This is a genomic window from Aeromonas sp. ASNIH5 (assembly GCF_002902865.1).
Classification (GTDB): domain Bacteria; phylum Pseudomonadota; class Gammaproteobacteria; order Enterobacterales; family Aeromonadaceae; genus Aeromonas; species Aeromonas caviae.
Genome location: NZ_CP026122.1, coordinates 1,997,934 through 2,024,770, shown reverse-complemented (window position 1 = coordinate 2,024,770; position 26,837 = coordinate 1,997,934). Strand labels below are relative to the sequence as shown.

30 protein-coding genes are annotated in these 26,837 nt (G+C 64.6%); 2 read left to right on the top strand and 28 right to left on the bottom strand.

Annotation, left to right across the window (positions count from 1 at the left end):
* Position 1 precedes the first annotated feature (1 nt).
* From C2U30_RS09265 to C2U30_RS09160, 21 genes are all read right to left on the bottom strand, one after another.
* Entirely contained in the window at positions 2 to 739 is a 738-nt protein-coding gene (locus C2U30_RS09265) for a TIGR03759 family integrating conjugative element protein (protein ID WP_003098886.1), read from the bottom strand.
* Positions 740 to 751: 12 nt separating this feature from the next.
* Entirely contained in the window at positions 752 to 1,396 is a 645-nt protein-coding gene (locus C2U30_RS09260; protein ID WP_003098888.1) for a hypothetical protein, read from the bottom strand.
* The gene (gene pilL2, locus C2U30_RS09255; RefSeq protein WP_003098890.1) at positions 1,393 to 1,992 is read right to left on the bottom strand and encodes a PFGI-1 class ICE element type IV pilus protein PilL2; all 600 of its coding nucleotides are present in this window, start codon (positions 1,990 to 1,992) and stop codon (positions 1,393 to 1,395) included. Before pilL2 ends, C2U30_RS09260 begins: the two co-directional genes overlap by 4 nt.
* A 138-nt stretch (positions 1,993 to 2,130) precedes the next feature.
* Entirely contained in the window at positions 2,131 to 4,410 is a 2,280-nt protein-coding gene (locus C2U30_RS09250; protein WP_003098893.1) for a helicase-related protein, read from the bottom strand.
* Between the two features lie 136 nt (positions 4,411 to 4,546).
* Positions 4,547 to 4,852 (bottom strand): hypothetical protein, encoded by a 306-nt coding sequence (locus C2U30_RS09245; RefSeq protein WP_003098895.1) that lies wholly within the window; start codon positions 4,850 to 4,852, stop codon positions 4,547 to 4,549.
* 89 nt (positions 4,853 to 4,941) lie between these two features.
* A complete protein-coding gene (locus C2U30_RS09240) occupies positions 4,942 to 5,262 on the bottom strand; it encodes a hypothetical protein (protein ID WP_003098896.1) in 321 nt (106 codons plus the stop codon).
* 50 nt (positions 5,263 to 5,312) lie between these two features.
* On the bottom strand, positions 5,313 to 6,422 hold the full coding sequence (locus tag C2U30_RS09235; RefSeq protein WP_003124464.1) for a DUF6094 domain-containing protein: 1,110 nt from the start codon (positions 6,420 to 6,422) through the stop codon (positions 5,313 to 5,315).
* A 64-nt stretch (positions 6,423 to 6,486) separates the two neighbouring features.
* On the bottom strand, positions 6,487 to 7,137 hold the full coding sequence (locus C2U30_RS09230) for a hypothetical protein (RefSeq protein WP_008266552.1): 651 nt from the start codon (positions 7,135 to 7,137) through the stop codon (positions 6,487 to 6,489).
* 239 nt (positions 7,138 to 7,376) lie between these two features.
* Positions 7,377 to 7,583, bottom strand: a complete 207-nt coding sequence (locus tag C2U30_RS22915; protein ID WP_233721093.1) for a hypothetical protein — start codon at positions 7,581 to 7,583, stop codon at positions 7,377 to 7,379.
* A gap of 102 nt (positions 7,584 to 7,685) precedes the next feature.
* Complete coding sequence (locus tag C2U30_RS09220) at positions 7,686 to 8,012, bottom strand: hypothetical protein (RefSeq protein WP_006226013.1); 327 nt, start codon at positions 8,010 to 8,012, stop codon at positions 7,686 to 7,688.
* A gap of 94 nt (positions 8,013 to 8,106) precedes the next feature.
* Positions 8,107 to 8,796, bottom strand: a complete 690-nt coding sequence (locus C2U30_RS09215) for a DUF3275 family protein (RefSeq protein ID WP_006226012.1) — start codon at positions 8,794 to 8,796, stop codon at positions 8,107 to 8,109.
* 58 nt (positions 8,797 to 8,854) lie between these two features.
* Positions 8,855 to 9,784, bottom strand: coding sequence for a DUF3577 domain-containing protein (locus C2U30_RS09210; RefSeq protein ID WP_006226011.1), 930 nt, complete (start codon positions 9,782 to 9,784; stop codon positions 8,855 to 8,857).
* Between the two features lie 366 nt (positions 9,785 to 10,150).
* Positions 10,151 to 10,504: a DUF3085 domain-containing protein gene (locus C2U30_RS09200; RefSeq protein WP_006226010.1), complete on the bottom strand. Its 354-nt coding sequence runs from the start codon at positions 10,502 to 10,504 to the stop codon at positions 10,151 to 10,153.
* Positions 10,505 to 10,645: 141 nt separating this feature from the next.
* Positions 10,646 to 11,458 (bottom strand): hypothetical protein, encoded by an 813-nt coding sequence (locus C2U30_RS09195; RefSeq protein ID WP_006226009.1) that lies wholly within the window; start codon positions 11,456 to 11,458, stop codon positions 10,646 to 10,648.
* Positions 11,459 to 11,745: 287 nt separating this feature from the next.
* On the bottom strand, positions 11,746 to 12,024 hold the full coding sequence (locus C2U30_RS09190) for a hypothetical protein (RefSeq protein ID WP_003108989.1): 279 nt from the start codon (positions 12,022 to 12,024) through the stop codon (positions 11,746 to 11,748).
* A 96-nt stretch (positions 12,025 to 12,120) separates the two neighbouring features.
* Positions 12,121 to 12,858, bottom strand: a complete 738-nt coding sequence (locus C2U30_RS09185; protein WP_003098947.1) for a DUF5983 family protein — start codon at positions 12,856 to 12,858, stop codon at positions 12,121 to 12,123.
* A gap of 213 nt (positions 12,859 to 13,071) precedes the next feature.
* The gene (locus tag C2U30_RS09180; protein WP_003098949.1) at positions 13,072 to 13,464 is read right to left on the bottom strand and encodes a hypothetical protein; all 393 of its coding nucleotides are present in this window, start codon (positions 13,462 to 13,464) and stop codon (positions 13,072 to 13,074) included.
* A 21-nt stretch (positions 13,465 to 13,485) separates the two neighbouring features.
* A complete protein-coding gene (locus C2U30_RS09175) occupies positions 13,486 to 13,698 on the bottom strand; it encodes a hypothetical protein (RefSeq protein WP_003116833.1) in 213 nt (70 codons plus the stop codon).
* Positions 13,699 to 14,035: 337 nt separating this feature from the next.
* The gene (locus C2U30_RS09170) at positions 14,036 to 14,341 is read right to left on the bottom strand and encodes a hypothetical protein (protein WP_223656317.1); all 306 of its coding nucleotides are present in this window, start codon (positions 14,339 to 14,341) and stop codon (positions 14,036 to 14,038) included.
* Positions 14,342 to 14,683: 342 nt separating this feature from the next.
* Positions 14,684 to 15,184 (bottom strand): signal peptidase II, encoded by a 501-nt coding sequence (gene lspA, locus C2U30_RS09165; RefSeq protein WP_034137618.1) that lies wholly within the window; start codon positions 15,182 to 15,184, stop codon positions 14,684 to 14,686.
* A 3-nt stretch (positions 15,185 to 15,187) separates the two neighbouring features.
* Entirely contained in the window at positions 15,188 to 18,100 is a 2,913-nt protein-coding gene (locus tag C2U30_RS09160) for a heavy metal translocating P-type ATPase (protein WP_003098961.1), read from the bottom strand.
* A 91-nt stretch (positions 18,101 to 18,191) separates the two neighbouring features.
* On the opposite strand from C2U30_RS09160, the gene cadR reads away from it, so the two are divergent.
* Positions 18,192 to 18,590, top strand: coding sequence for a Cd(II)/Pb(II)-responsive transcriptional regulator (gene cadR / locus C2U30_RS09155; RefSeq protein WP_003098965.1), 399 nt, complete (start codon positions 18,192 to 18,194; stop codon positions 18,588 to 18,590).
* Positions 18,591 to 18,657: 67 nt separating this feature from the next.
* Here the strand turns inward: cadR and C2U30_RS23180 are convergent, their stop codons facing one another.
* The gene (locus tag C2U30_RS23180; RefSeq protein WP_196588568.1) at positions 18,658 to 19,020 is read right to left on the bottom strand and encodes a DUF3703 domain-containing protein; all 363 of its coding nucleotides are present in this window, start codon (positions 19,018 to 19,020) and stop codon (positions 18,658 to 18,660) included.
* A 24-nt stretch (positions 19,021 to 19,044) separates the two neighbouring features.
* Positions 19,045 to 19,281 (bottom strand): hypothetical protein, encoded by a 237-nt coding sequence (locus C2U30_RS22625; protein ID WP_003098970.1) that lies wholly within the window; start codon positions 19,279 to 19,281, stop codon positions 19,045 to 19,047.
* 384 nt (positions 19,282 to 19,665) lie between these two features.
* Here C2U30_RS22625 and C2U30_RS09145 point away from each other — a divergent pair, with 384 nt between their 5' ends.
* Positions 19,666 to 20,301, top strand: a complete 636-nt coding sequence (locus tag C2U30_RS09145; protein WP_003098972.1) for a cation transporter — start codon at positions 19,666 to 19,668, stop codon at positions 20,299 to 20,301.
* A gap of 723 nt (positions 20,302 to 21,024) precedes the next feature.
* Here C2U30_RS09145 and C2U30_RS09140 read toward each other — a convergent pair.
* The 5 genes from C2U30_RS09140 to C2U30_RS09120 form a co-directional block, all read right to left on the bottom strand.
* Positions 21,025 to 23,055 carry a DNA topoisomerase III gene (locus tag C2U30_RS09140; RefSeq protein WP_003116834.1) on the bottom strand — a complete coding sequence of 677 codons (2,031 nt, stop codon included), beginning with the start codon at positions 23,053 to 23,055 and terminating at the stop codon, positions 21,025 to 21,027.
* A 283-nt stretch (positions 23,056 to 23,338) separates the two neighbouring features.
* Positions 23,339 to 23,779 carry a single-stranded DNA-binding protein gene (locus C2U30_RS09135; protein WP_003098976.1) on the bottom strand — a complete coding sequence of 147 codons (441 nt, stop codon included), beginning with the start codon at positions 23,777 to 23,779 and terminating at the stop codon, positions 23,339 to 23,341.
* A 73-nt stretch (positions 23,780 to 23,852) separates the two neighbouring features.
* Positions 23,853 to 24,380, bottom strand: a complete 528-nt coding sequence (locus tag C2U30_RS09130) for a DUF3158 family protein (protein ID WP_003098978.1) — start codon at positions 24,378 to 24,380, stop codon at positions 23,853 to 23,855.
* Positions 24,377 to 25,168, bottom strand: a complete 792-nt coding sequence (locus tag C2U30_RS09125) for a PFL_4669 family integrating conjugative element protein (protein WP_003098981.1) — start codon at positions 25,166 to 25,168, stop codon at positions 24,377 to 24,379. Before C2U30_RS09125 ends, C2U30_RS09130 begins: the two co-directional genes overlap by 4 nt.
* 429 nt (positions 25,169 to 25,597) lie before the next feature.
* The gene (locus tag C2U30_RS09120) at positions 25,598 to 26,836 is read right to left on the bottom strand and encodes an STY4528 family pathogenicity island replication protein (RefSeq protein ID WP_003116837.1); all 1,239 of its coding nucleotides are present in this window, start codon (positions 26,834 to 26,836) and stop codon (positions 25,598 to 25,600) included.
* Between the last annotated feature and the right edge of the window lies 1 nt (position 26,837).

Below are 26,837 nucleotides of genomic sequence, written 5' to 3'. Positions count from 1 at the left end.
GCTACGGCTGGCGCTGCCATTGGCCGTTCACTTCGCGCACGGCGGCGGGCAGATCGCCGGGCAGGCCCAGTGACAGCCAGCGGCCGCCGTCGTGGTTGAGCGTGATGCTGCCGGCGCGCACGCGCGCCGGGTCGATCTGCGCGCGCTTGGCCCAGTCGCGGATGCGCGCGTCATCCTGGCGGCTGCCCACCATGTACAGGTCGAACTCCGCGCCCGAGGATTGCAGGCGCTGCACGAGCTGTCCGCAGGCTGCGCAGCCGTCCTTGACGAACACCGCCATGCGGCCGCTGCCGCGCAAGGGACTGCTGGATGGGCCGGCGCCCGGCTTGTCGTCGGGCAGGTTCACGCGCTGCATCCCCGGATTCAGGCGCTGCCAGGCCTCGTCGTAGGCGCGCTGGTAGGCGAGCAGCTTCTCGACGCGGCGCGCTTCCACCTGCACCTGCAGTTCCGCATAGCGGCGCCGTTCTTCGTCCGTGCGAGCTTCGATGCCCAGGGCGGACAGCGGGTCCAGGTTGGGCGAGTAGATACCCAGCGGCCCATCCATCAGCTCGCGGTAGCGTGCCCATTCTTGTGGCTGCAAGCCCCATTCGGTTGCCACCCGGTCGTCCAGCACGCGGGCGGCCAGCGGGCGCTCCTGGCTCTGTGCGTTGCGCGCCGAGGTCGTTGCGGGCTGCTGCGCCCAGGCGGGCCATTGCGACGACGCCACCAGGACCGCGAAAAGGAGGATCGACGGCTTCATGGGGTGCTCCGGTCAGGGAATCGCCACGCGGCGGGTCTGGTTGCCGGCCTGGAACACTGCGGTGTTGCCCTCGATCGCCTGCAGGCGCCACGGGCCGACCGCATCCCCGGGCAGCAGCACCTGAAGTTGGGCGGGCGTGAAGTCCCCGATGCTCGGCGCGACGGACACGCTGCGCTGGCCGGCGCGCAGTTCGGCGCCGACGACGCGGAATGGCAGCGGCGGCAGCTCGGTCTTGGAGGCGGCGGACGTGCGCGATGCGCGCCGCTGGGCGGGTGCGGTGGCACGCGCGGCGGCTTGGCGCGCCTTGATCTGCTCGACCTCCGCGCGCAGCGCCTGGAGGTCGTCGGCCGCTGCGTAGCCACTGAGAGATTTCTCGACCTGGGCCGCGCGTGCTTCCAGAATCTGGCGGGTGTCTTTGAGGTCAGCGTCCGTCGCGACGGCCGGGCGCTGCTGGATGGCCTCGATCGTCTCGGCCAAGCCAGTTGCCTGCGCTTCCAGGCGTTGCAGGCGGGAATCCAGCCGCTCCTGGTCGGCCTGGTCGCTGAGGGCCTGGTAGCCCAGGGCCGCCAAGACGCTGAGGAAGATCAACCAGAGCCACATCAGGCTCTGCACCACCACGGCGGCGGTCGATCGCTGGGCAGGTTGCGGGGCGTTCATGGCTGGCCTCCCGAAACCATGGGTGCCAGCGGGAACGTCTGCACCGCCTCGGTGGCGGGTGGCTCGGATGGGGACTCGGCGACCGCGCGATCGCCGGGCCGCTCGAAGCAGATTTGCCGTGCGCGGTCATCCGCGTGCAGTTCCCAGGCCGGGCCAGCCAGCGTGAGCAGCGCATCGCGCAAGGTCATGGGGCCGAGGTGCAGGTGTACCGCCGGCAACGGCAGCGCGTACAGCTCGATCACGGCATGCGCGGTCTGGCACAGGCCATAGCCGCTGCGTTTGAGCACGTGCCGAAGCCCATCCCCGACCGTGGCGCGGGCATCCTCGGGCATGGACACGTCGATGGTCTGCAACAACAGGTCGCGCTGCGCCGCCATGGGTGCCAGTTCGACCAGTGTGTAGCGGGCGTAGCGCACGACCGGGATGTACTCGGAAGCCTCGGGTTCAGGCGCGGCCAAGACTTCCGCGATGGTGTCGGGCGCGACCGGCGCAGTCGTCGTCGCGCAGCCACCGGCCAGCACCGACCACAGCAGGCCGAGAAATCCCGCCAGAAGGCGGCGTTCGGGATAGTGAAACCACGGTGGAGAGGGGCACATAGCTCGGCGTCCTGAAACATCCAGCCCTCACCATCGCCGCTCAGGCCGCGAGCGGCAGCAAACAATGCGAACCAGGCAGCGTCCGATTTACCGGGAGCGGCAAAAAAAACGGCCCCGAAGGGCCGTAAGTGGAACGTGTCATGCGGCGACAAGCTGCCGGGCCAGTGCGACCTCGACGGAATCACCGTCCTGGTTCAGGACATCGAGCCCGGATTCGGGCACGTCGCCCGAGGTGGACTGCGAGACCATGATCTTCTTGGCCATCAGCTCCAGGCAGGTCATCTGCGAGGAACCGGCGTAGCCGAGGTAGATCACACGCACGGGCTGCTTCTGCCCGATGCGCCAGGAGCGGCGTGCCGCCTGCTGGAGCGAGTACACGTTGTAGCCCGACTGCATGAACACGATCGTCGGGAACTCCAACAGGTCCAGCCCCGTCTTGACCAACTCGGGGTTGGTGATGAGCACGTCGATGCCACGGTCCAGTTGCTCGGCGATCCAGTCTTCGCGGCGGCTGGCATCCACGCTCGCGCGCAGCACCGCCACCTTGAAGCCTTCCTGCTCCAGCAACACCTTCAGGCGCGACGTGGTGTCGCGCGTGCCGGTATAGACCGTGTAGGCCAGGACCTTGCGGCCCTGCGCCTTCTCCTCTTTGCAGATGTCGATCAGCTCACGCTCCTTGGGGCTGATCTCGAACTCGTTGAACTGAGCCGGGACAAACGCCAAGGTGTTGCGCGTGCGCGGATGCACCACGGTCTCCGACCGGAAGCAGCAATCCGGCCAGGCCAGCAGCACGTTGAGGACCACACCCAGCAAGGTCGTATCGCGTCGCGCCAGAGCCTGTTTCAGCTCGGCGGTCAGCCGACCCGCCAGATCGCGGTAGGCCGCGGCTTGCGCCGTGTCCATCGCGACTTCACGGAACTCCTCGTCATACGGCGGCAGGACGTTGCCGCCGATGTCCTTGAGCTTGAGGAAGATCGTGAATGGCAGGATGCAGCGCAAGACGCCCTTGGGGCCGAAGCCCGGGGCCTTGACCGTGCGCACCGATACCTTGGTGCCCTTGGCCGTCTTGTGCGCCGTGCCGGTGCTCTCGGAGTAGATGTCCTTCAACACCCCGTGATCGCGCATGAACGCCATCGCAGCCGAGGTCATGCTGCCGCTCGTGGTCGGGCGGTAGCCGTCTTCGATCATCCGCCCCGGAAGGGCTCGGAACAGCAGGTGAAAAAGATCATCACCGTAGCCGCCCATCAGCGTGCCAGTCAGCAGCAAGGTCTTGCGAGCCTTCGCCGCCAGCACGCCCATGGCCTGGCCCTGGGCACTGCCCCCGTTCTTGTACTCATGCGCTTCATCAGCGATGAGCAGGTCGAACGTACCTTGCGGCAAGTACCTCTTGATGAACTCCGAGGGTTGATAACCGCCCTCGCCAAAGCCGAACTCCATGTTGGCCATCGCACGTTCCATGCGCGTGGCTTGACGGTCGGAAAACACCAGCTCGCCGTTGCCATCCATGAGGTTGATGAACTCGTGGATGTTGTCGCCCAGCATCGAGGCCAGGAAGCCGTCACCGAACTTCTGCATCAGCTTCTGCGCAGTGACTTCCCCGATGGTCGGGATGCGCTTCAGGGCTTTGAGGACGGCCGAGGACTGGTCGCTGCCGGACAGGCTGCGCGGGCGGATCAGCGTCCACAGGGGCGCAGCGCAATGGCTGCACTTCCTGCGGTACTCCTCGGCTTCGAGCGCGACCGGGTTGACCGGCTCGCCGTCGAGGTCGGTGATGACCGTGCCGCAGTCCGGGCAGGCCGCCACGTCGCCGTGGCGGGTGCGCCGCTGGGTGAAGACGGGCTTCCAGTGGAAACCCATCCGCATCCTGACGCGCCCCAGGACGAAGAACTCCTGGCCCGTGGGCTGCACGCCCAACTGCTCACGCAGCTTGAGGAGCTTGACGAGCGTATCCGGCCCATTGAGCACCCATACCTTGGCGCCGGCCACCGTCTCCTGGATCTCCCGCCGCCACTTGTAAACCAAGTGCGGTGGCGACAGGACCAGAGTGCGGCGGTAGCCTTCGGCGTTGAGCACGGCGGCCGCGGCGATGCCAACGGTCGTCTTACCACAGCCCATCTCGCCATTGACGATCGCGGCGCGTTCGCCACGGTCGATCAGCAGCTCGGCGGCGGCGTGGACGACTTCGGCCTGGGCCGGGAACAGCTTGCGTTTGAGGCTGGCGACGATGAGCTGCCGGTGCGCCTGCGGTTGGCCGGTATAGACAGGCGGGTTGGCGCTGTTGAGGGCGTCGAGCAGTTCGTCGCCGAACTCGCCGACGAAATCCTGAAGGCTCAGGGTCAGAGGGGATGATTCCGCGTCGAGCAGTTCGCCCTGTACGGGCGCGGCGTCAGCGGCAGTGGTTTCGAGATCGAAGGACATTGTGATGCTCCAATGAAAAATGGGGCATGCACCACCCCCAGCGGGGCAATGGCATGCCCCGTGGTGGGAAGGAAATCGGCGCGCGGCCGAAGGTGGTTGAAGATGCTGGCCTGAGTGGCCTGCGGGTGAACCGTGCTCAGTCTTCGGACGGCAGCACGATGGCAGTGACGCTGCGCCCCGCATCGGTGATGATGCGAATGGCGAGTCCCGGGTGGATCACATAGTGCGATTCCAGCGACGCGCCCGATTGAAGTGCAACGCCGTTGGCGTGCCATTGGCAGACGTTGACGTCACCCCAGTCGCCACGGGTGTGGCGCCTGAAGTACGGAATCGGGTCCAGGCGACCCGCGCGGACAAGGCGATCAATGCCTCGGCTGAAGATGAGCGCCCCGATGGGGAACGCCAGCCTCTGGCAGTAGGTTTCGATGCGATGCGATGCCATGGGCTCCTCCTTGAAAGGCTATTGAGCCACGACACCCCTGGCGGAGTGAAGTGGCTCCGTCAAGTGGATGGGATGACGAGGCGGCGCCTTCAGATCAGGTCGCGCTCTTCGGGAAGCTGGACCACCGTGGTCTGGTGGTCTTCGCTGGTCTTCACGAGCAACACCAGTTCCGGCGTGATCCGGTACTGGGAGATCATCAGGTTGTCCTGTTGGATTGCGACGTCGTTGGCTTGGCGGGTGGCCTCATCGATCTCGCCCCAGTCCCCGCGCACATGGCGCTGGACATAGGCCAAGGGGTCGATCAGGCCTCGCCGAGCCAGCCAATGCACCTTCTCGCTCAACTTCAACGTACTCGGTGCGAACAAGGGTTGCTTGCGCGGCGCAGGCCGCTTGAACGGATTGGGGAACATGGTGTTTCTCCTTCGATGTGGTACAGCAGGACGGCAGCGCGTCCGGTGGATCAGCGAATGGTCAGCACCTCGCCCCTTGTCGGGGAGCCAGGCGTCATGTCCCACGCGCGGATAACGGGCACAAACTTGTCGGTGAGGATGCGTGTCTCGGCGATGGAGCCGTCTTCGCGTTCGGTGAATTCCCGCTGGAGCGTCTTGTCCTTGTGGGTGTCACCTTTGACGACGAGCACGCGCCCCGTCTGGGAGCGCACGACGCCGGAGATCGCGCCCGCGGCCAGAGCCAGGGCGAGATGCCAGTGGGACAAGGCCCGCGCCGGTGGACGCAGCGACTGCTGCGCGGTCCCCAAGTGCGTGTCCAGCGACGGCCAAAGGCCTTGCAGCCGGCCAACCTCGTCGGCGAACTGTTCGGGCTCCATCGTCACGCGGAAGAAATGCTCCGGCTCGGCCGGACTGGCGGGGACGATGTACGGCAGGAACGGCCATTCGCTCGGCAGTTCCTCGGCTTCGACTTCGCCAAGCCCAACCTGCAGCAGCAGATTGCGCACGGCCTTGACGCCATCGGGTGCCAGCTCCCGCTGACGGACCCGGCGGCCGAAGATCACCACCTGCTTGAACTGCGTTTCCACCGCTCGGTAGATACGCAGATCGGTGTAGTGGCGCGTCAACCAGCCGACCAGCTCCGCGTCGAGCACGTAGCCGGGGACGATGAAGACCAGCACGCCGCTGTATTGCAACAGCGACAGCGAACGCTGATAGAACAGCTTTTCGAGGCGGGCACGGCCCTGGCCCTGATAGCCGATGTTGCCGTTGACGTCCTTGGACAGGTCGCCATACGGTGGATTCAGCCACAGTAGTCCGAAGGACTGCTTGGAGATCATCGTGTCCATCAGGTCCGCGTGCAGGCAGTGATCGACCAGGCCGCGGGCATGGCGCGCCCGCTCGGCGTCGAATTCGACGGCGAACGCCTTGGCCTGTTCGCGCCCGAGGGCATGAGAGGCTTCGGCGATTGCCACGCCTTCACCGGCGCAGGGATCGAGGATGCACATCGGCCCGTCGCTGGGCATCAGTGCGTTGAGGGCTCTTTCGAGCGTGGGTTCGTCGGTCGGGTAGTACCCATTTTTGGCGAAATTGCGGGCGAGCCGCGGGAACATGAGAGCCATGGAAGTCTCCTGGTTGGCGGGGATGAATGACGGAAGCACGCCAAGGCGTGCCTCCGAGGGTGGGTCAAGCCGCCACCGCTTCCGGCGTCCAAATCTTGGCCGGATAGGGATAGGCGGTGAGCGCGTCACTGCGGATCAGGGAGCCCAGCGCCAAGCTCAGCGCCGGCACGTCGATGGCGAGCCGATGGCCTTCCAGCGGCCCGAGGGCGGACGGAAGGCGGGCCAGCATCTCGCGGCTTTGCAGCAGTTCCAGCACGGTCTCGCGCCAGTGGTCGAGCAGCGGCAACGGGCAGGTGTCCCGCACCAGCATCCACAGGCGGTCAAGCCGGTGGGCGCTGTCACGTGGCAGCAGTGCCAATGCGCTGGCGTTGGCCTTGTCGGGCTTGACGCAGCGCCGGTCGAACAGCCACACGTTGGACAGCGAACCGAACAGCGTTCGCCGGTAGGCGCGCGTGATGCGCTTTTCCAGGCGATCGACGTTGCCGATGAATACCGGGACGCTGCCGCCCTGGTCGGTGATGACGTGGAACTGGTCCAGTCCCTGCTCGTCGCGCCCGAGGGTCAGGCGTGCAAGGAACTGCTGGACGGCGGTGTCGCGCGCCCAGATGGACAGGAAGATCAGGTTGCCCTGGTCATCGCCGACGCAAGCGTCGGCCATAACGTCCGGGCATTCGTCGATGTGGAACAGCGTGGTGGATGAAGTGTGTGCGTGCATGGTGGTGTCCTCGATGAAATGAGGGGCAGCACCGCCCGCAGGGGCAGCGAATGCCCCGTTAGGGATGAAGGAATGCGGATAAGGTGTTCGATCCGCTTGGGCGTTCAGAACGTCTGTTCGGTGAACGAGCCGTCGGCCTGATGCTTGACTACACGGTTGCCAACGTTGCCCTCGCAGTCCTGTTGGACTTCGGTGAACATGCTTTCGGGCACGTCGATGTGGAAATGGCGCAGGACCACTCAGTAGTAGTCCAGGTAGTGGTTGAACGGGTCGCTCTCGTGCAGGTTGCTGTACAAGAAGTCGTCGCTCTCGACCTTCGCGGTATCGTCGATCAGCTCGGCCGGCTTTTCGATGAATAGGAAGAAGTAATTTGCCGGCCGGTCCCAGCCCAGTACGACGGTGATGGGAAAGCCCTTGTGAACGGTGTCGAAGTAGTGCCGACTCATGGTGATGTCCTCGGTGAATCGGAAACAGCACCGCCCCTGAGGCAGGTGCTGCCCCAAGGGGTGGAGAAAAGCCGCGCAAGCGGCGATGACGTGTGCCGGACCTCAATAGTCCGAATCGCAACCGGACGGGCAATAACCCAGTTCGATTCCGTGCGAGCAGTAGCCGTTTTCGGCGTTCCAGTCCTGGGTTTCCTGCCTTTCGGCCGGTGTGGCGTAGCCCCATTCCTGTGCGATCTGCAGCGCCTGTGCGCGTTGCTCTTCCGGCAATCGACTGGCTTGCGCGTCGATCTCCGAACTGAAAAGCGTGACCCAGTGGTCCCAGGACAGGCCACAACCACGCTGGGCGTGCTCGGCGGCTGTCTTGCAAACAGCTCGCCACGCGGGTTCACCCAGCGAAGAACGGGGTGTATCGCAATCGATGGTGGACATGATGGAGACCTCCAGAAGAAAGCCGGGGGCCTCCCCGCATAGGGAAAGAGCCCCGGCGGGTGGATGAAGAACACCGCGCATGCGGTGTCTGCGATCACGCAGGTTGCAGTTCGGCCTGGCGGCTCCACTCCTGCGTTTTGAAGTCCAGCGCGTAGCCCAGATCGCCCAGGCGGGCGATCTGCGCGCGCAGGGCGCGGCGGTCGATGGTCGAATCCAATTTCACGGAATCGCCCAGCGGCCAGAGCAAGCCGAACAAAGCAACGTCGCCCTCTTCGGTGCTGCCAGGGGCAGCCGCCGCAGCGGGCGTCGGTGCATCCACACCGAAGGGCGTGGTATCGACCAGCGGGTCCGCCGAGGCCTGCACGGGTGCGGGCTTGGCGGGTCTGGAGGCCTTGGCGGGCTTGGCCGGCGTTTCCGCAGGCTGCGTCCCCAGCTCTTCATCGAGTGGATCGACTTCCTGGGTGGCGAAGCTGCGGGCCTCATCACGACTCAGTTTGTCGATGCCGTTGAGCGTCATGCCGTCGAGGTTTGCGCGCACTTCAAACCGCGCGCCGCCCGCGACCGGATAGGACTTCGCGAAGATGTAGCGAATGACGAAATCCCCGTCGTACTTTCCTTCGGGGTACTGCTCCAACTCCGCGTCTTTAACCGCGAACTCGCCGATGGGGGTAGAAAGGCGCCCAACCGTGAACGGGCCGTTCTTGCCCCGGATGGTCCGCAACGTGAGCTGGCCCGGGACGACGATGGGTAGGGCTGATCTCGTAGGTGCCGATGTGGCTGCCATGATGGTTCTCCTTGGACGAATAGGAAAAAGGCAAGGCCCCGTGAGGGGCCGTGCCGGATCAGAACGAAGCAGCCAATGCCGGCTCCTGCTCCTCGACTGCACATTCGGGCTCGCGCTCGGCGGGCTCGGCAGATTGGTAGGAAACGGCGTCGGCGGCAGTGTCGATGGCGTTGGCGGCTTCGGACGCGGGTGCGTCCTCCGCTGGCGCTGCCTCGGCATGCGCCTGGCTCGTCGGATAGACCTGGGTGCCGTCGATCTTGATCAGACCGATGTGGACCAGCGTCGATTCCAGGCTTGCGGCCGGTTCCCCAGCGTGCTCGCCCTTGGTGCGGATGTACGGATCGATCTTCATGTCGTTCAGACGAAAGGCGATCAGCACCTTGCGATCCCCTTCGATGGCCTGCACGCATCGGCGAACCAGATGCTCGGCTTCAGGGGTGGCGACGATCGTGTCGAAGTACCGATATTCCGGTTCATCGACAGGTCCGGCCAGCGCGGCGATGGAGCACGACAGGAACGGGTCACCATCCTTGGGGGTGACGTCCTTCGGACGGTTGAGGTAGCCGATGCCACGGGTGATCAACTCGTGCTGCTCGATCGAAGCCAGTTCGGCCCGCTCGATCAGCTCGGCCTTGAGCAGTCGCGCCTTGAGGGATGCGGCGGCCTGGCCTTTCTGTTCGCCCTTGTCGCGGATGTAGGCATCGCCCCAGAGGTCGCCGAGGCGAAAGCGCACCAGCGGTCGCTGCTTGGAATCGTCAACGCCGATGTAGCGCTGAACGAGCTTCTTGGCCTCGGCACCCGAGACCTTGACGTCGAAGTAGCGGTAGCTCGGGTCCCTGGCGGGGCCGACCAGCGCGGCGATGGTGCAGGCCAGGAAGGGCTGCGCACGGCGGCCGCCCCTGACGGGCACCTCACGGACACGCTGGAGGTAGCCGATGCCCGAGGTGTGGAGGTCGAAATACGATTTCTCGTTGGAAGTGGTGTTCATGGTGAATCTCCATAGGGAAAAGCGGAGACACACCGAGCCCACGCATGCGGGGAAAGGTGCGTAACCCCGCGGTGGGTTGATAAGGCGAAAGCATCCGCCACCAGGGACTGGTGGCCGCTCGCGGATGGATGCGGTGCGAGCTGGCTCGGTCACGCAGTGGAAACTGCGCCGCAACCTCGAAGACCGATGGTTGCCTGGCATGTCGCTGACAGCGTCAGCAGGCATGGGGTCAGCATGGCCGGGCCTCGCGCGCGCGACAGCAATCAATTGGCATCCGCGCGTTTCCCTTTGTCCACGCAGCCCGGCTCAGCGCAAAAGAAAGCCCCCGGTGTGGGGGGCTGCGAGAGTCGAGTGGCGGTTGCCGCGCTATGCGGGAGGCACCACCTCCAGCGACAGATGTGTGGCGGTGGCCGACAGCATCAGGTCGTCTTCGGTGTGCAGGATGCGCGTGAATACGCCGTCCTTCGGGTCGAAGTACTCCCCGAAGTCGTCGCCGCCCAGTTCGGCGCGCGCCAGTTCCCACCAGTCGTCGAACGGGTCGGTATCCGGGTTGCAGCCGACGGCATAGGCCAGCAGCTTCACACGCCCATCCGGGCGGCGCTCTCCCTGCTCGGCGAGAAAGTACACGCCCTGGTCCTTGACCAGGATGACGCGGCATTGGCTGGCGATGGCCTCGGTCAGCACGGGGCGCAGGTCGGAGCCTTTGAATCGCAGTGACATGGTTGAAATCTCCTATGTGGAATAGAGAAAAGGCCCTCCATCCGCATGGATGGAGGGCCTGTGGGCACATGGCCCATGGGCGAAACTTCGTGGCGGGACCCACGGGTCAGCCGTAGAACCGGCAGGATTCAGTTTCCGGCGTCATGCCGGCACCGCCTGGCGCTGCCGGGTAGCCTTGGCGTCGATCACGCTCACATCGATCAGGCGCCAACGTCCGTCGTCGATGAGTCGCTCCAGCACTTCGCCGAGCATGTCGAAATACACCTCGTCATGCCGATCGACCAATTCGCCGTCGCGATGCAGCTCCACCACGTAGGTGTCGCCGCCTCGGTCGTACAGCACCGTCACCCGGCCCTCGAACTTCGCGGTCGAGACCGTGAAGCTGATCGCCGGAGGCGTCTCGATGATCTTGGACGGCGTCGGATCGACCCAGGTGAAATCCCGGGCACCCGCATCGACCAGCATGTGGGTGATGCGCCGGAAGCCATCGGGCGCCGGCATTTCCTCCAACTGCTGGATGAGCTGACCCAGCTCCATGCACTGCGGCTCGGGAATGGGCAGCTTGGCCGGCGCGGAGCCGAGGATGTGCGTCTTGACGGTGTAGGGAATGCCGTCGGACGTCATCTCGGTGCGCTCTTCCGGCGTGTCCGCCCGCAGCCCATCGAAACGGCGCCGTGCGTAGGGTTGGACATGCACCTTGGCGCCTTCGTCGGGGACGGTGGTCACCAGCTTGGAATCGAGCACAGCGAACTCGCTCGGCTTGAGCTTGACGACGATGGCATCGTCGGTGATGGCGACTACCTTCCCGTCGAAGGGCTGGGGGTCGACGGCGAAGCCCAATGTCGAAGATTGCGGCTGATCGTCGAACACGCGGTACTTGAACGACCGCACGTTGCGGGGCACGTGGCCTGCGACTAGCGAAGGCATCATGGATTTGATGAGGGAACGGTCCATGGGAATCTCCTTGAGGAAGAAACAAGGGATTCCCCGCCCGCAAGGGAGAGGTCCCTTGTGGGTGGTGTGGATGGACGCGGTACGTCCGTGGAAAACATCGACCAGCACGGCTTCCCGTGCTTGCAGCCTTGAAGGTCTTGGCTGCCTGGGCATGTGTCGGCAACGCCGACGAACATGGGGCAAGAATGGCCCGGGAGTAAGCGGCCCGCTTGCAGGAAACGGCACCCCATCGCACCCGCTTTCCAGCGCTGCGGGCGAGAAAAAGCCCCTCGAAAGGGGCTTGGGGGTCAGGCTTCGTACACGAAGTAGTGTTCTCGCTGACGCGGGAAGAACACGTGCTTCCACGTGTCGCCGCTTGTGTTGCCACCGTCGAATACGACCATTTCGTAGTCGTCAATGTCGGTGTCCACCAGATCGGCGCTGTCGATATGGCGCATGTGCAGCGTACCGCTCATGCGCTCGAACACCAGGATCTGGCCGATGGCGTCGTCCTGGCTCATGGCGTTGACGCAGGCTCCAAGCTGATTCTCGAAGTCGGGCGTGGGCAAGATGAGATCGGGGAACATGAGATTGCTCCTATGGAATTGAACCAGCCCGGCTCCTGGTGGGAGGCGGGCTGGCATATGGGGGATAAAGGGGAAGGCTTGCGCGTCGCGTGTCTGCTAGGTCTCGGCCAGTGGCAAGCCCAGTAGCGCGGGTGCGTCGGCATCGAGGATGAGGATGCGCACATCTGCCTGGCCGGCCAGTTCAAGGATGTTCGCCAGGTCGTCAGGCATGCCCTTGTCGCGGTGCTCCTGTCGAAGCTGCTCAGCACTGATGCCCTCGGCATATTCCAGGTTCTTGTCTGTCCAGGGCGTGGAGATCAGCTTGACGCCAATCGCCGGGCTGTACGGAACCCGAAAGGCGATGAACAGAAAAGCCTCCGGCGTGGCGAGGTCTGCCAGGTTGGCGAGGTACTGGCCGGTTTCCTGGCAGATGTGCGCGCTGCTGACTTCCCAGCACCGGCTGTAATAGCCGGTCTCGAAACTCAACCGCTGCACCACGTCTCGCGCGGCTTCGGCCGAATAGGTATCACCGACATGGACCGGGCGGCCGTCGAGGTCGTCGCCATGGATGGCATAGACCACGGCGCCCACCACGCCTTCGCCGTTGATGCCTTCAACAGCATCACATTCAGCAATCAGCTCGTCGCTGATGGCGTCAGTGCCGCTTTTGATCAACGCGAAGTCGCTGGTGACGATGCAAGGCGATGAGATCAGGTCGTTGTCGGAAAGATGCGCTTGGCTCGTGTGGATGGATCGCCAGACATGCGGGCTTCCGTCCCCGTAGCAGATGCACAGCGTTCGGACGACTCTCAGATTCCAGTAGCCGCGTACAAAGGGATTGGGATTCTGGGTCATGGAATTTCTCCAGATTGAATAATGGAGCCAATTCCCGCCACCGGGAATTGAACCCCGGTGGGTTGAAAGTGGAAAAAGCGTCAGGCGGCACTGATCGAGGGCTTTGGGCCAATCGGCGCAGGCTGACGGAAGAAAAATCGAGGGACATGGCCGCGTGGACGCATGTCCCTCATGGGCAGTGAACAAAAAGACGGTGGTATGCCGCAGACCGGCTCACCAACCGCTGTAGTTCACCAACAGATCGGCGATGACCTTGCGGCGTTGCAGATCGAGACCATCGAAGTCCGACAGTCCTTGGAAGTGGCAGCGCTTGAGCATGGCACCGCCCTCGCGCGCGTTGTAGAAGCTGAACATGGCGGACAGGAACATGCGTTCCCCGCTGCTCAGGACGCCGAGTGCGTCGTTGGCACGCAGCATGTCGGGACGCAGATCCCACTTGCTCTTTGCCTGGTTCAGGCCTTCGCGCGTGCCGTCGCCAAACCATTGCGGGCCTGCGATCTCGACGCCGCGCTTCCAGACCTCGAAGAAGGCTTGGGGCGCGGCGGCGAAATGCTGCTCTTCCCGCATGATCTGATCGACGACTTCCTGGGGCAAAAGCTGGTTCATGACGTGGTTCCTCCAGTTGGATCAGGGTGTGGCGAGCTGGGACCAGCCGCCTCTTTCGAGGGCACGTTGAGCCGCGGCATAGCTGCGGAAGTACTGGCAGGATTCCCGCGAAACGGGACCTTCTGTATCGCGCGTGCCGATGTAGTGGCCGGCGGCGCTATGCAGGATTTCGAGCGGCAGGAACTTGCCGCAATGGATCAAGGCCAACTGGCCGAAAGAGGCTTGCTGGGACATGGACGGGCTCCTTGGAAAAAGCGGGGCCTCGTCCCTCACGGGATGGCAGCTCCCGCACGCGGTTGAGAAAAAAGCATCGGCGTCACGGGTGACGCGCGTCCGCAGACTCGATGCGATGGCGGACTGGCGGGTAGCGCGGAAAGAATCCGCGGCAGCCTGGAAACTCTGGCTGCTGGCATGGTGCTGACGAATCAGCGACACATGCGGGCAGCTTCATGCGCGAGGCGAGCCGCGTCAGCCGGAAATCGGCATTTGCAACAGCCCCGATTGGCGAACGCGGAAAAAAGAAAGCCCCGCAATAAGTGCGGGGCTGTCAGGAGGATGAGGCGAAACTGGGTCAGCGAGGCCTGTCGCCCAGTACATGCTGCTTCCACAGGGCGAATGCCTCGTCCGGTCCCAGCTCTGCGAGGATGACGATGGGCTGGCCCCGACGGGCACGCAGCGATGCGAAATACGCTGGCCGGTCGGCGATGGCGTTGAGCTTGATGCCCTTTAGGAACAGCAACTGGCGGGGGCGAACTTTGGTGGTAACGCAGGCATGATTGCGCTTGTTTGGGGCAAAAGGGCCAGCGAAGCGGGCGGACACGGCCAGAAAACCGCGACGAACTACTTGTACTTGCCAGGCGAGGCGAACGGGTGACATCAGCATATCGCTATGCGGTAAAGAAGACCGTCCTAAAGCTTGCAGGATCCCGGCATAGCTTCATCATCACCTCTCCGTGACGGCTCATTGGAACGAAAAAGGCCAGCATCGCCGTGATGGACTTTCATAATTGCCAGGTCAACTGGCTTGCGTGCTGTTTATTCACAGCAAGGCATTGCGACGTCGTTGCAGCAATCGCCGCCATCGCAACAGGGCGTTGCAGCAAAAGCGGCGGTGGGCGCTAGCATGAGGGCCAAGCCGCGGCCGCTCATGCTGGGGGCCGTTCTCTTCAGATTGGTGTCCTGCACCGTGTGCATTGCGAATTTCCGGATCGTCCCAATGTCACTGGGACTCCTTTGTGGCGGCCGGGTTCTCCACGCTCATGAACGACTGGGCCACCAGCGCGATCGCCCCGCCCACGATGGTCATGTCAGCGATGTTGAAGGCGGGCCAGTGCCAGCCGTGCAGGTGAAAGTCGATGTAGTCGATAACGTGCCCGCGCGTGGCGCGGTCGAACGCGTTGCCCAATGCGCCGCCCAGAATGAGGCTGTACGAAAGGCCTTCCGTTTTGCGCAGCGGCCGGGAGAGCAGCCATGCGAGCCATGCCGATATTGCGAACGCGATCGCCAGAAAAAACCACCGCTGCCAGCCGCCCGCGCCAGCAAGGAAGCTGAACGCCGCGCCGGGATTGAGAGCGTGAACTAGGTTGAAGAATGACGCCACCTCGTGCGACCAACCCAAGGGAGTTGTCGCGTCAATGTAGCTCTTAGCTGCCTGATCGCCGGCGAATATAACGATCGCGAGTGAGTACCACTGCGTCTTGCGAAGAGATGGTTCATCCATTGTTCATGCCGCCTTGAACTTCAGGAGGCGCAGCCCATTGACGACAACCAAAAGACTTGCCCCCATGTCAGCGAACACAGCCATCCACATGGTGGCATGCCCTGTGAACGTCAACGCAAGGAACACCGCCTTGATGCCAAGGGCCAGAACGATGTTCTGCGTGAGGATCGCCGCAGTGCTACGCGACAGCCGGATGAAGGCGGGGATCTTGCGCAGGTCGTCGTCCATCAGGGCGACGTCGGCTGTTTCGATCGCGGTGTCGGTGCCGGCCGCGCCCATGGCGAAGCCGATGTCGGCACGGGCGAGCGCGGGCGAATCGTTGATGCCGTCGCCCACCATGCCCACCTGGCCCTCGCCGCCGACCAGGCTTTCGATGGTCTTGAGCTTGTCTTCGGGCAGTTGGTCACCACGGGCTTCAGAGATTCCGACCTGGGCAGCGATGGCCGCGGCCGTGTGCTGGTTGTCCCCCGTCAGCATCAGCGTGCGCACACCCAGCGCCTGCAGGTCGGCCACCGCCTCACGGCTGGTTTCCTTCACGGTGTCGGCCACTGCAAAAATGCCGAGCACGGTCGCATCGTCCATCAGCAGGATCGCTGTCTTGCCTTGGCGCTCCAGGGTCTCCAGCCGAGCCTGGAGCGTCGCTTCGCTCAGGCCCAGCTCCTGGGCGAGCCTGTGGTTGCCCATGTGCAACATGCGCCCGGCGACGCGGCCGCGCACGCCGCGGCCAGGCAGCGCCGCGAAGTCGTCGACCTCGTGCAGCGCGATGCCGTCACGGTTCGCCTTGCGGGCGATGGCCTGAGACACAGGATGGTCCGAGCGTGCCGCGAGGCTTGCGGCCCAGGCGGCAACTTCCTGCGCCTCGCCGATCAGCGGCACGAAGTCGGTCTGCTCGGGCTTGCCATGTGTGAGTGTGCCGGTCTTGTCCAGGGCCAACGCCTTGAGCTTGCGCCCGCCCTCCAGGTAGACGCCACCCTTGATCAGGATGCCGCGTCGGGCGGCAGCGGCCAAGCCGCTGACGATGGTGACCGGCGTGGAGATGACCAGAGCGCAGGGGCAGGCGATCACCAGCAGTACCAGGGCCTTGTAGACCCAGTCAAACCATGCGCCGCCGAAGGCGAGCGGCGGCACGACGGCAACCAGCACGGACACCGCGAACACCGCCGGCGTGTAGACGCGGGCGAACTGGTCGACGAAGCGCTGCGTGGGCGCACGGCTGCCCTGCGCGGACTCCACGGCATGGATGATGCGCGCGAGCGTCGAGTCGCTGGCGCCTGCGGTCACCTTGTATTCGAAAGAGCCGGTCTCATTGATGGTTCCGGCGAAGACCTGGTCACCTTCGGCCTTCTCGACGGGCAGGCTCTCGCCGGTGATGGGCGCCTGGTTGATGGCCGATCGACCCGAGGTGATCAGGCCGTCCAGTGCGATGCGCTCGCCAGGACGCACGCGGACCACCGCGCCCTTTGCGACCTCCTTGGCCGGCAGCTCTGTCCATGAGCCATCGGCCTGCCGCACGGTCGCGGTCTCGGGCGCCAAGTCCATCAGCCCCCGAATGGCGTTGCGGGCGCGGTCCAGCGACTTCGCCTCGATCACTTCCGCCAACGCGAACAGGAACATGACCATGGCGGCCTCCGGCCAGTGGCCGATCGCCATGCCGCCGGTGACCGCGATGGCCATCAGGGCGTTCATGTTCAGGTTGAGGTTCTTCAGCGCGATCCAGCCCTTCTTGTAGGTGCTGAGGCCGCCGGTGAAGATCGAAACCAGTGCCAGCACGATCACGGCCCAATGATTGCCGTCGTTGACCCAGTACACGCCTTCGGCGGCCACCGCCGCAACGCCCGAAACCGCCATCGGCCACCAATTGGTCTTGTGCGCGGCCACCGGGGCATCGCGCGGCTCATCAGTCCTCTGGACCTCGGCTTCCATGCCCAGCGATTCGATGGCTTCGACTGCCGGCTTGATCGCGTCGGGTGTGTGCCGAACCGTGAGCGTGCGCTGCATCAGGTTGAAATCCATTCCCTGCACGCCCGGCATGCCTTGCAGCTTGCCGCGGATCAGACTTTCCTCGGTCGGACAGTCCATCTTCGCGATGCGAAGTACCGTGGTGGCTGTCTGCATGTCCTGCCGCGCAGCCTGCATTCCAATGGAAGCAAGCGCCTTCTCGATCGGCGCTGAGGTCGCCAGCGTGTGCTGGACTCCCAGCACACGCTGCATCAGATTGAAGTCGAGCGCGGTCACACCCGGCAGCTTGCCCAGCCGGTCGCGGATCAGCGCTTCTTCCGTCGGGCAATCCATGTTCTCGATCCGGTACGTCACCCGCTCGCCGATCGGCGGCGCGGAAACGGCAGCGGTTGGTTGCTGCTGCAGGGCCGAGGATGGGATCACAGCCGCGGCTTCGATCGGCCCCGTGTGGCCGAAGGTCTGCTCCTTGGCGCGCATGCCGATCGAGGCCAGGACCTGCTCCATCTGCGCGCGTGCCTGAGCGAGGTGTTTCACCGACAGGGTGCGCTCAGCGAGGTCGAAGTCGAGGTCCTGAATTCCCTCGACTGCCCCGAGGTGCGAGCGGATGAGTTTCTCCTCGCTCGGGCAGTCCATGTTCTCGATGCGGTAGGTGGTCGACACGGCGGCGTCTCGGACAGCCTGAGCCTTCATGCCCACCGAATTCAGCGCTTGCTCCAAGGCATCGGCCGAGACTTCGCGGTGCGAAATGGTCAACAAACGCTGCGGAAGATCGAACAGGAGCCGCTCGACACCGGGCATGCCCTCCAGCGTTCGCCGCACCAGTGCTTCCTCATTGCGGCAATCCATGTTGCTCACGTGGAAAACGGTGGTTTCAGTGCTGGCCTGCTCACTGGCGCACGCCGTCTGTTGGCCATTGCCGCCGGAGCAGGCGCATGGGCTGGAAGGTTCTTTGTTCATAGATCGCTCTTCATTGACAAGGTTTTCCCCGGATGCCATCATTAGAAAACCTCTAGTAGATATAGAGTCAAGTTTTTTATAGGAAGCAACCATGATGCGGATCGGTGAACTGGGCAAGAAGGCAGATTGCTTGGTGCAGACCGTGCGCTTTTACGAGTCAGAAGGCTTGCTGCCCGAGCCTGCACGTAGCGAGGGCAACTTCAGGCTCTATGACGAAGTCCATTTGCAGCGCTTGCTGTTCATCCGCCGCTGCCGGGCGAAGGACATGACGCTGGATGAGATCCGTCAACTGCTGAACTTACGGGATCGGCCAGAGTTGGGCTGCGGCGAGGTGAACGCGCTGGTCGACGCTCATATCGCGCAAGTGCGGACCAAGATGAAGGAATTGCGCGCCTTGGAGCGCGAGTTAATGGATCTGCGACGCTCCTGCGATAGCGCCCGAACCTCGCGCGAGTGCGGCATTCTCAACAGCTTGGCCGAGCCCGCCTGAAGCTCGAGCGTGTCATCGGTGCTGGAAGTGATCGGGTCCAGTTCTGAGAGCCACGTGCCGCGCTCCATCATGCGAAAGCGCGCGGTTCTGACGTTTTGAGACGGCGTGCGACCGAGGGCGTGGCCCACAGGAGCCAGCGCGAGCCGGACGACCTGCGCGCCGCAATCTCCGCCACCTTACGGGTTCTCCAGGCCAGACCGAGCATCGCGGCGTGGCTGCGCAGGTGCAGGTGCAGGCCAAGGTAGCAGTGCGCCACGACGCGGCCCGACTCATGGGCACGCCACGCAACTCGCGATCGCTTCGCAAGAAGCCGCAAGGCCCGACTCGCGCAAGAATGCGACGTGGGCAAGATCGTATAGCCAGCAGCGCAAGCGTTTGCCGCTGCTGGCCGGCTCCGGAAGGGATAGACAAGCTGCGGGCCGTAGTCCATTGGAAAGTCCATCTTTCTTGAGTGTCACTCTTTGGCGCCCAGCGTGTGCTTTTGCGACCGGAAAGCGCTGAACAAGTGGCCCCCGGGCATCCAGAAATCGCCGTAGTTGACTTGGGCGTCTTCGTGCTCACGCTTGTGATGCCAGCGATGGGCTTCAGCCACCCCGATCAACAATCCCAACGGCCCGACCCGGTATCCCAGATTGGAGTGCTGGAAGGCCAGATGCACGACCAAGAAGCCGAGCCATGCGCCGACGGCCAACCACAGCTTGGAACGCCGCTACTGGCTCAACGGGGAGTGGAAAGGCCGCCCGCCCTCTAGCAAGGCGGCACAAGCGAGCGCGACGATCACTGTGAGTAGCTCCGTCGGAAAAGACGGCCGGCCGGTCGCGAGCTCGCCGAAGAGCACAACCGCAGTGGCGCCACGGATCAGTGGATAGCAGCCATACCGGATGACAGTCGCAATGAAGGGGGCGCATTGGTGCTCATCTGTTCTGTCCTAAAGCTCTGACTGGATTGGAAAACCTTCTAGCTACGGTAGAGTCAAGGGCGTCCGGGAAGACCCTGTGGCAAGTTCGTTGCATCTGCGCCTTGACTCTCCAGCCGCTACAGGCTTCAGCATCCATCGATTTGGAAGGAACAATGCATGGCTGAAAACCACAGAAATCACGAAAACGACGAGTTGGGCCGCCTAGATGCGAGCGATGCGAAGGACCGAAAGATTCTTCTGACTGTGTTGCTGATCAACCTGACGCAGTCCGCCGCCGGCATTGCCCTTGGCATCTGGGCTGGCTCTACGGCGCTGATGGGCGCCGGGTTGGACAACCTCGCCGATGCGTCGGTCTATGCGGTTAGCCTGTATGCCGTCGGTCGTGCGGCAACGGTCAAGGTGGGCGCGGCCCGCTTGTCGGGTTTCTTGCTAATCGGCCTGGCCGCGCTGCTGCTGTTGGAAGTCCTACGCCGCTTCGCTGGAGGGGAAGAGCCTGTCGGCCCAGCCATGATGGCCATGGCCGCGCTGAACGCGGCTTTGAACCTAGTGTGCCTCAGACTACTGCGCCGCCATCGCGGGGAAGATGTGAACTTCAAGGCGTCAGCGATCTTTACCAGCAACGACTCCATCGTCAATGGTGCGATTGTGCTGTCCGGGGTGCTGGTGATGGGGTTCGGGTCGAACATCCCGGATCTGGTGCTGGGCGTCATCGTGGCCGCAATCGCAGCGAATGGGGGGCGGGAAATCCTGCGCGAAGCATCGGAAACAGCTCGCCGTAAGGCGGGCACATAAGGCATGTTTTCGCCCAGTTCATCCCGAGGTTTACCTCTGCAAAAGAGGTAGTCCAGCCTTTGGGCTACGGCCTCGGCTGCAGCCGAGCGTACCATTGGCGATGGCCGCGCGATAGGCGGGCATGCCGTTCTCGACCTCCGTCTGCCGTACAGCAGCGGTGCGCAAGGTTGAGGGTGCATGTCGTCTCTCCTGTTCGTGTGGCCCAGGCCAATGGCCGGGCCGGGACGTTGATGGGCAGGAGAATGGCGCCGAAGGCCCAACGGCCTTCGGCTCGGGAGAAAAGAGGAACCACCCGTGGGCTGATTGGCAGGCCCGGTCGTCGCTAGAACCGTCTGCTCATCAAGCAATCACACCCGGCCCATGTCGTGGCTGGGGCCGGCATCGTCTGGCGCACATCCGCGCACAAAGGGAGCCCGTTTTTGCACCGGCGGGCACCGGCACCGATTACCGCTGACCACGAAGGGTCTCCCGGTGGCTCGTGCAGCCTGGCAAGCCACCGGGAGACCCTTCGCAGAGGGCGGAAGAAACGCAGATCAACAGAACGCGCGTGGTGCGGCTCGCAGAGAAGCTACCTTCAGGTCCCGCGGCCGGGGACGGCTGGGCGGGACGCGCACACGGATCAAGAAGGCGTTGCGCGCTGGGCGTCCCGCAGGGCATGCGGCGGAGTGCGGGACAGGGGCCACGCCGCCGAAGGCGGGCACGGCTCACGGGGAACGGGGGCGGTCAGGAGCCTTTGCGGCCGCTACGGCGCGGGCGCGAGGCGCCGCGCTTGGAGCTGCCGGATTCGACTGGCAGCGTGCCTTTGCAGTCCGGGTAGCGGCTGCACGACCAGAACGGGCCGCTCTTGCCGCTGCGCTGGCGCGTGGGTGCGCCGCACTGCGGGCATGCCGGCCCTTGGGGAACCTTGATGGACAGGGAGGCGCTGCCGTACTGCGCAATCAACTGCGAAATCCACGCGGCCTGCTTGCCGATGAACACGTCCAGGGTGAGCTGTCCGGCCTCGATCATGTCGAGCGCCTGTTCCCAGACGGCGGTGGTGCCAGGGTCGGCAATCGCCGCAGGCACGGCATCGATCAAAGTGAAAGCCGCATCCGAGGCGCGGATGGCGCGCCCCTTCTTCACGAGGTAGCCGCGAGCGATCAGGCCGCCGATGATGTTGGCCCGCGTCGCTTCGGTGCCGATGCCAACCGTATCCTTGAGCTTCTGCTTCAGGCGGGGATCGGACACCAGCTTGGCGACGCCTTTCATGGACTTGACCAACTCGCCTTGCGTGTACGGTTTGGGCGGCAGCGTCTTGAGTGCCTTGAGATCGACGTCGGCCACCTGGCATGCCAGGCCCTCATACAGTTTCGGCAGCGCGGGCAGCACCTGGGCGCGGACCGCAGTATCGCCCTCGCCATCACCGTCTTCGGCCTGCGGCTCGGCGAGCACCTGGCGCCAACCCGGGATGACAACCTGCTTGCCCGTGGCCGCCAGGTTCTGCCCCCCGCACGAAAACTTGGCCACAGTGCGGTCGAACTCGTGGTGAGGGAGGAACTGCGCCAGGTAATGCGACCGGATGAGCCTGTACACGGCCAGTTCCTTCTCGCTCATGGCGGAGAGCTTCGCCGGTTCGAGCGTCGGGATGATGCCGTGGTGCGCCGTGACCTTGCCATCGTTCCAGGCGCGCGAGCGCTGCGAGCGGTCGAGCTGGCCCATGATCGAGCGCAGCGAGGGATCGGTCTTGAGCAGGCTGTCGAGAACGGTGGGCACTTCGGCAAACATGCTCTCGGGCAGGTAGCCGGAGTCCGAGCGGGGGTACGTCGTGGCCTTGTGCGTCTCGTACAGGGCTTGGGCAATCTCCAAGGTTTCCTGCACGTCCAGCCCAAGCTGCTTGGAACACACTTCCTGCAAGGTGCCCAGGTCGAACGGCAGCGGCGGGCCTTCGCGGACACGCTCAGTCTCCACCGACACGACGTGGGCACTGCCCGCAGCGCGGATCTGCTGCATGGTCTGCTGTGCGACCGGCTGCCGCAGGCAGCGGCCTGCGTCGTCGGTGCACGCATCGGGTGGAACCCATTGCGCGGCGAAAGTCGAACCGCCTGCGAACAGGGACACGGCGATGGCCCAGTATGGTACGGACACGAAGCGCGCGATCTCGCGGTCGCGGTCCACAACGAGCTTGAGCGTCGGGGTCTGTACGCGGCCGACCGACAGCACGCCGTCGTAACCCGCCTGTCGCCCCAGCACCGTGAACAGCCGGCTCAGGTTCATGCCCACGAGCCAATCCGCACGGGAGCGCGCCAGCGCCGAGTGGTACATCGAAAGCGTCTCGGCCGAAGGCCGCAGCTTGCCCAGTGCCGCCCGAATGGACGCATCGTTGAGCGCCGACAGCCACAGGCGTTCGATGGGGCCGCGGTAGCCGCAAAGCTCCACGATCTCGCGGGCGATCAATTCGCCCTCGCGGTCGGCATCGGTGGCGATAACCAGGTGAGTCGCCTTCGCCAAGAGCGCCTTGACGACCTTGAATTGCGTGGCGGTCTTCGGTTTGACCTCGACCCGCCAGTGCTGGGGAATGATGGGCAACTGCTCAACGGACCATCGTTTGAGCTGCTCGTCGTAGGCCTCGGGCGGCGCCGCCTCCACGAGATGGCCGATGCACCAGGTGACCGTGACGCCGGAACCGTTGAGGCAGCCTTCACCGCGCTGCGTGGCGCCGAGAATCCGGCCAATGTCTTTGCCCTGGGAGGGCTTCTCGCACAAGAACAGCCGCATATCCGTCCATCCCGATTCCTGTTGTTCATGGAGTTGCTGGGATCGAGGATGCCGAGCGCAGCCCCTGGCAGCAGCAAACAAGCCGCATGCGGCAGCGACCGCTTTCACGCCGATGAAATGGCGAGTGCGGGGAAGGTGCGTGGCCGGAAGTGTGCGGGCCGAGAGCCGCGATTTCCGGGAGCGCGCGTGGAACTCGGTGGACGTTGGTGGAGCTATCCCCTGGGGATAATTCGCAGCGCATGGAGGGCGGCGAAGCACTGCGGCAGCCGCCCTCCATGCCCGATCACTTCCTGCGCTTGGTCTCTTTCGGCGCCGTCGATTCCTGGGTGGCCTGGGGCTTCGGCTCTGCCTCCTGTGGCTTCGGGCTGAGGGCCACAGACTCGATGCGGTACGGCAGGATGCCGACACTGCGCGCGTTGACCTGCCAAGTCTCACGCGGCTGATCTTCGTTGTCCGTCCAGGGGTCGCGCTCCATGCGGCCGACGACCAGCACCCGCATGCCCTTCTGGTAGAGCTGCTGCCAGCGGTCGGCGTCGTGGTGCCAGAGTTCCACCGGCGCCCAGAAGCCGCCGCGGTCCTCGAACTCGCCGCCCTTGGTGGGGACGGGGTTGTCGAAGTACACGTTCAGCCGGAGCAACCGGCGAGGATCGTCGTTGCCATTGGGGAATTCGCGGTACTCGGGAGGCGATCCGATGTTGCCCTCGCCGATGAATTGTGTGCTCATGTTGGAATCTCCGTGGTGGTTGAAATACCCGTGCCTCGTTGGGCTCGGGCGCGTGCTCGGATGGCAGGCGCAATCACCGATCGCGCACTGCGGCAGGAACGGACGCGAGCCGGCGCAGGTAGGTGTTGTCCGCCTGCGCGGCCTTGCTGGCGCATTCCTGTGCTTGCCTGCCCAGGGTGTGCAGCAGGCTGATCTGCATGTTCAGCATGACGCGCTGCAGTTCGATCTCGTGCAGGTCGTGCAGCAGGTTGACCGGCGTGCTGGGGCTCGCCATCAGCTCCTGCCACAACGCCACGCCCATGGCCGATCGATCGTGCTTGCGCCAGCGAAGAAAGGTCGTGCCTGCGCCAGTGGTCTGCTGGGCCAGCTCGACGGGAAGCAGGTGGAAGGGATGCCCGCACGCCTGTGGCAGCACCTGTCGCTGCGCCAGGGCAATCAACTCGTCGCGCATGGCGAAGCACTGGCTGGCCCAGGCCTCGAAGTCCCCTTTACCTTTAAAAGGCTTTAAAAGGCCTTTTAGAGAGGCCGCGTGTTCCAGCCGCATGAAGGCTGGCTGTTCCAGACGACGGAAGTAGCGCGGTTCGCGGTTCGGGTCGCTCATGCCGGTTCGTCCTCGCCGGCGGCTGTGGACTTGGCCTCGGCCGAATCGGCGGCAGCGCCTTCGTCGGTGGGAGATGCGGCTGCGGCAGCGCTATCACCACGCTGTTGCAGACCACGGCGCACGACGGGCGGCGCAAACTTCGAGCGGCGCATGCCTTCGAGCACGTCCTGCGGCAGTTCGCCGAACTTCTCCAATGCTGCCCGAGCTGCGGCGTTCTTGGCCGCGAAGTCGTCGCGGGTGCAGCCCGAGTAGCGGTATTGCTGGGCCAGGCTGAACAGGCTGCGCAGCGCGTGGGCACCTTCGTTGAGCCAGCGCTCCAACGTCGAGCGATCGATCAGCGCGGTGTGGTGGGCGAGGATCAGCTTGCGCGCGATGTCGTCGTAGTCGGCCAGGAGATAGACGGCGGCAAAGCCCAACTGCGCATTGACGAACAGCGGAAGCTTGACGGGCTGCACGTTGAGGTTCTCGCCCAGGGTCAACGCGGCGGGCACGCCGGCCAGGGCCTGGTCCACCTGGTCGCGCAGCGTCTGCAGCGTGGTCCTGGTCTGGTCGAGCTTGTCTTCGATGCGAAGCATCCACCAGTCGCTGTATGGATCGTCCTGCTCCGAGCCGCGCTTCATCTTGTTCATGACGGCGATGTAGCCGTTCAGGCCGACGATGCCCGGTCGCCCCTCGGCGGCGGCGCGGCCATGCCAGATGCGCGAGGCGTGGTGGGTGTGCAGCGTCAGCGACATCGCGCTGCGCAGGGAGCCGAGGTTGAGTTGCAATGGTTCGTTGCTGGTTGCCATGGTGATCGCTCGCTGGTGGACAGGGAGCCGCCAGCATCCGCATGCAGCGGAAGGCAGTCAGTCAACAAACCGAAATGAGCCGACCCCCGGTTCTGTGCGCGCTGGCGGCGCAGCGCGCAACGGTCCCCTGGGGACCGCTCCGCAGATGGGCACTCACATCGGCGTTCCCGTCCTCGGTTGTTGACGGTATGCGTGCTGCACCGCACGTCGCGCTGCCGTTCGACACGATCCTTCGCCGCGCAGCCGTCCCCAGGGGACCGTTCCGTTGAGCGCCATGGAGGTCTGCTTCATGGTCTTGCATGCGCTCTACTCAGGTTTTGCGCAGCATGTCGCGCCGTCGCCCGGCGCTTCACCGCACAGCCGTCCCCAGGGGACCGTTTCTGCCGACCGCCATGGAGATCTACTTCACGGCTTTGACAAGCCCTGTGCTCAGGATTTGCGCAGCAGATCGCGCAGGCGCTCGATGTGCTGCCGGGCCACCTCGGGCGGCACGACGTTGCGCGGCGGCTCGGTTGGTGGCGCTCGCGCCGCCGATGGTGTTGGCGGTGCCGGGCCGGTCTGCTTGGCCCAGGCATTGAACTCGCCGCGCATGGCGCGCTGGATGATGCCGAACAGATAACCGGCGGGGTTGCGGATGCCATGCTTGCCGCACCGTGCGGCCCATTCGTCCAGCACGGCCTGCCGCAGGGCAGCGTCCACCTGCTGCAACGCCATCTTGGCTCCGGCCTGCTGTTCCGCCTTCAGTTCCGCGAAGCGCTTGGGCCATTGCAGGTCGCCCAGCGCACGCGCCTGCGCGGTAGTACGTACTTCATCAATACGACTACTACGTACTGTACGGTCCTGCTTCGAATTCCGAAGAGCGCCGTCTGGCGCGGGTTTCGGCCCTGCTTCGGATTCCGAAGATGGGCGATCGCCATTCCGAAGAAGGCTCGCGGGCCCTTCTTCGGAATCGTGGACCGCATCCTCCTGTGGATAACTTTCGGAGGCGGTGATGCCCTGGTCGGCCAGGCGCTCGGCGAGCACTTGCAGCCGCGACGGCAAGGTGCGTCCGGACAGCATCGGGTCGTCCGCGATCTCCTGGAGGGTGTTGAGTCCCACCACCTGGACGGCCTTGGCCGAATGCCCCAGCGACTGGCTGACCAGGGCCAGGTAGTCGGCGTCGAGTTGCATCGCCTCGAACGGCGTCAGCGGTTCGTCGTGCAGGACGTAGAGGTTGCCGAGGATGCGACCGGTCTTGGGGTCGCGCCGTCGTCGCACGAGGCTCAGCCAGCGCGTCAGGCGCAGCAGCGTCAGCGCCCGCGCCACGGTCTCATGGGAGGCCTGGCCTGCGCAGGGCATCGACGCCAGCCAGGGGCGCAACTGCTCATAGGTGGGAAATGCCGTGACGCCATCGTCGTTGAGCATCAATCGGAACACCTGCCAGGCGTTGCGCTCCAGCGGTGTCAGGCGGCGGTCGAGGAACAGCCGCCGCGGCACGCTCTCGTGCCGATTGCCACTGAACAGGAAGGCGTCGCCGGACGTAGGAGGCGTGGGCGTTGGAGCAGGCAGGGACGCGGGAGCGCCAGAGCTGGACTTGGGCGCGAGGTCCTTCAGCGCAGCGTCGAACAGGTCGGCGAGTGCGATGGGGCCAGGGCGCTGGGCTCGTGGGGCGGTGTCGTCCACGGCCATG

What these genes read in the sequence shown, in the direction of transcription:
- C2U30_RS09145 (WP_003098972.1), top strand. Translation starts at nt 19,666, where the DNA reads ATGGCTGAAAACCACAGAAATCACGAAAACGACGAGTTGGGCCGCCTA.
- C2U30_RS09195 (WP_006226009.1), bottom strand. Translation starts at nt 11,458, where the DNA reads ATGGACCGTTCCCTCATCAAATCCATGATGCCTTCGCTAGTCGCAGGC.
- lspA (WP_034137618.1), bottom strand. Translation starts at nt 15,184, where the DNA reads ATGGATGAACCATCTCTTCGCAAGACGCAGTGGTACTCACTCGCGATC.
- C2U30_RS09125 (WP_003098981.1), bottom strand. Translation starts at nt 25,168, where the DNA reads ATGGCAACCAGCAACGAACCATTGCAACTCAACCTCGGCTCCCTGCGC.
- C2U30_RS09175 (WP_003116833.1), bottom strand. Translation starts at nt 13,698, where the DNA reads ATGTCCCAGCAAGCCTCTTTCGGCCAGTTGGCCTTGATCCATTGCGGC.
- C2U30_RS09180 (WP_003098949.1), bottom strand. Translation starts at nt 13,464, where the DNA reads ATGAACCAGCTTTTGCCCCAGGAAGTCGTCGATCAGATCATGCGGGAA.
- C2U30_RS09160 (WP_003098961.1), bottom strand. Translation starts at nt 18,100, where the DNA reads ATGAACAAAGAACCTTCCAGCCCATGCGCCTGCTCCGGCGGCAATGGC.
- C2U30_RS23180 (WP_196588568.1), bottom strand. Translation starts at nt 19,020, where the DNA reads ATGGACTACGGCCCGCAGCTTGTCTATCCCTTCCGGAGCCGGCCAGCA.
- C2U30_RS09240 (WP_003098896.1), bottom strand. Translation starts at nt 5,262, where the DNA reads ATGTTCCCCAATCCGTTCAAGCGGCCTGCGCCGCGCAAGCAACCCTTG.
- C2U30_RS09265 (WP_003098886.1), bottom strand. Translation starts at nt 739, where the DNA reads ATGAAGCCGTCGATCCTCCTTTTCGCGGTCCTGGTGGCGTCGTCGCAA.
- C2U30_RS09130 (WP_003098978.1), bottom strand. Translation starts at nt 24,380, where the DNA reads ATGAGCGACCCGAACCGCGAACCGCGCTACTTCCGTCGTCTGGAACAG.
- C2U30_RS09185 (WP_003098947.1), bottom strand. Translation starts at nt 12,858, where the DNA reads ATGACCCAGAATCCCAATCCCTTTGTACGCGGCTACTGGAATCTGAGA.
- C2U30_RS09170 (WP_223656317.1), bottom strand. Translation starts at nt 14,341, where the DNA reads ATGTCACCCGTTCGCCTCGCCTGGCAAGTACAAGTAGTTCGTCGCGGT.
- C2U30_RS09220 (WP_006226013.1), bottom strand. Translation starts at nt 8,012, where the DNA reads ATGTCCACCATCGATTGCGATACACCCCGTTCTTCGCTGGGTGAACCC.
- C2U30_RS09235 (WP_003124464.1), bottom strand. Translation starts at nt 6,422, where the DNA reads ATGGCTCTCATGTTCCCGCGGCTCGCCCGCAATTTCGCCAAAAATGGG.
- C2U30_RS09120 (WP_003116837.1), bottom strand. Translation starts at nt 26,836, where the DNA reads ATGGCCGTGGACGACACCGCCCCACGAGCCCAGCGCCCTGGCCCCATC.
- C2U30_RS09210 (WP_006226011.1), bottom strand. Translation starts at nt 9,784, where the DNA reads ATGAACACCACTTCCAACGAGAAATCGTATTTCGACCTCCACACCTCG.
- C2U30_RS09245 (WP_003098895.1), bottom strand. Translation starts at nt 4,852, where the DNA reads ATGGCATCGCATCGCATCGAAACCTACTGCCAGAGGCTGGCGTTCCCC.
- C2U30_RS09250 (WP_003098893.1), bottom strand. Translation starts at nt 4,410, where the DNA reads ATGTCCTTCGATCTCGAAACCACTGCCGCTGACGCCGCGCCCGTACAG.
- C2U30_RS09190 (WP_003108989.1), bottom strand. Translation starts at nt 12,024, where the DNA reads ATGTTCCCCGATCTCATCTTGCCCACGCCCGACTTCGAGAATCAGCTT.
- C2U30_RS09260 (WP_003098888.1), bottom strand. Translation starts at nt 1,396, where the DNA reads ATGAACGCCCCGCAACCTGCCCAGCGATCGACCGCCGCCGTGGTGGTG.
- C2U30_RS09140 (WP_003116834.1), bottom strand. Translation starts at nt 23,055, where the DNA reads ATGCGGCTGTTCTTGTGCGAGAAGCCCTCCCAGGGCAAAGACATTGGC.
- C2U30_RS22915 (WP_233721093.1), bottom strand. Translation starts at nt 7,583, where the DNA reads ATGAGTCGGCACTACTTCGACACCGTTCACAAGGGCTTTCCCATCACC.
- C2U30_RS09135 (WP_003098976.1), bottom strand. Translation starts at nt 23,779, where the DNA reads ATGAGCACACAATTCATCGGCGAGGGCAACATCGGATCGCCTCCCGAG.
- C2U30_RS09230 (WP_008266552.1), bottom strand. Translation starts at nt 7,137, where the DNA reads ATGCACGCACACACTTCATCCACCACGCTGTTCCACATCGACGAATGC.
- cadR (WP_003098965.1), top strand. Translation starts at nt 18,192, where the DNA reads ATGATGCGGATCGGTGAACTGGGCAAGAAGGCAGATTGCTTGGTGCAG.
- pilL2 (WP_003098890.1), bottom strand. Translation starts at nt 1,992, where the DNA reads ATGTGCCCCTCTCCACCGTGGTTTCACTATCCCGAACGCCGCCTTCTG.
- C2U30_RS09200 (WP_006226010.1), bottom strand. Translation starts at nt 10,504, where the DNA reads ATGTCACTGCGATTCAAAGGCTCCGACCTGCGCCCCGTGCTGACCGAG.
- C2U30_RS09215 (WP_006226012.1), bottom strand. Translation starts at nt 8,796, where the DNA reads ATGGCAGCCACATCGGCACCTACGAGATCAGCCCTACCCATCGTCGTC.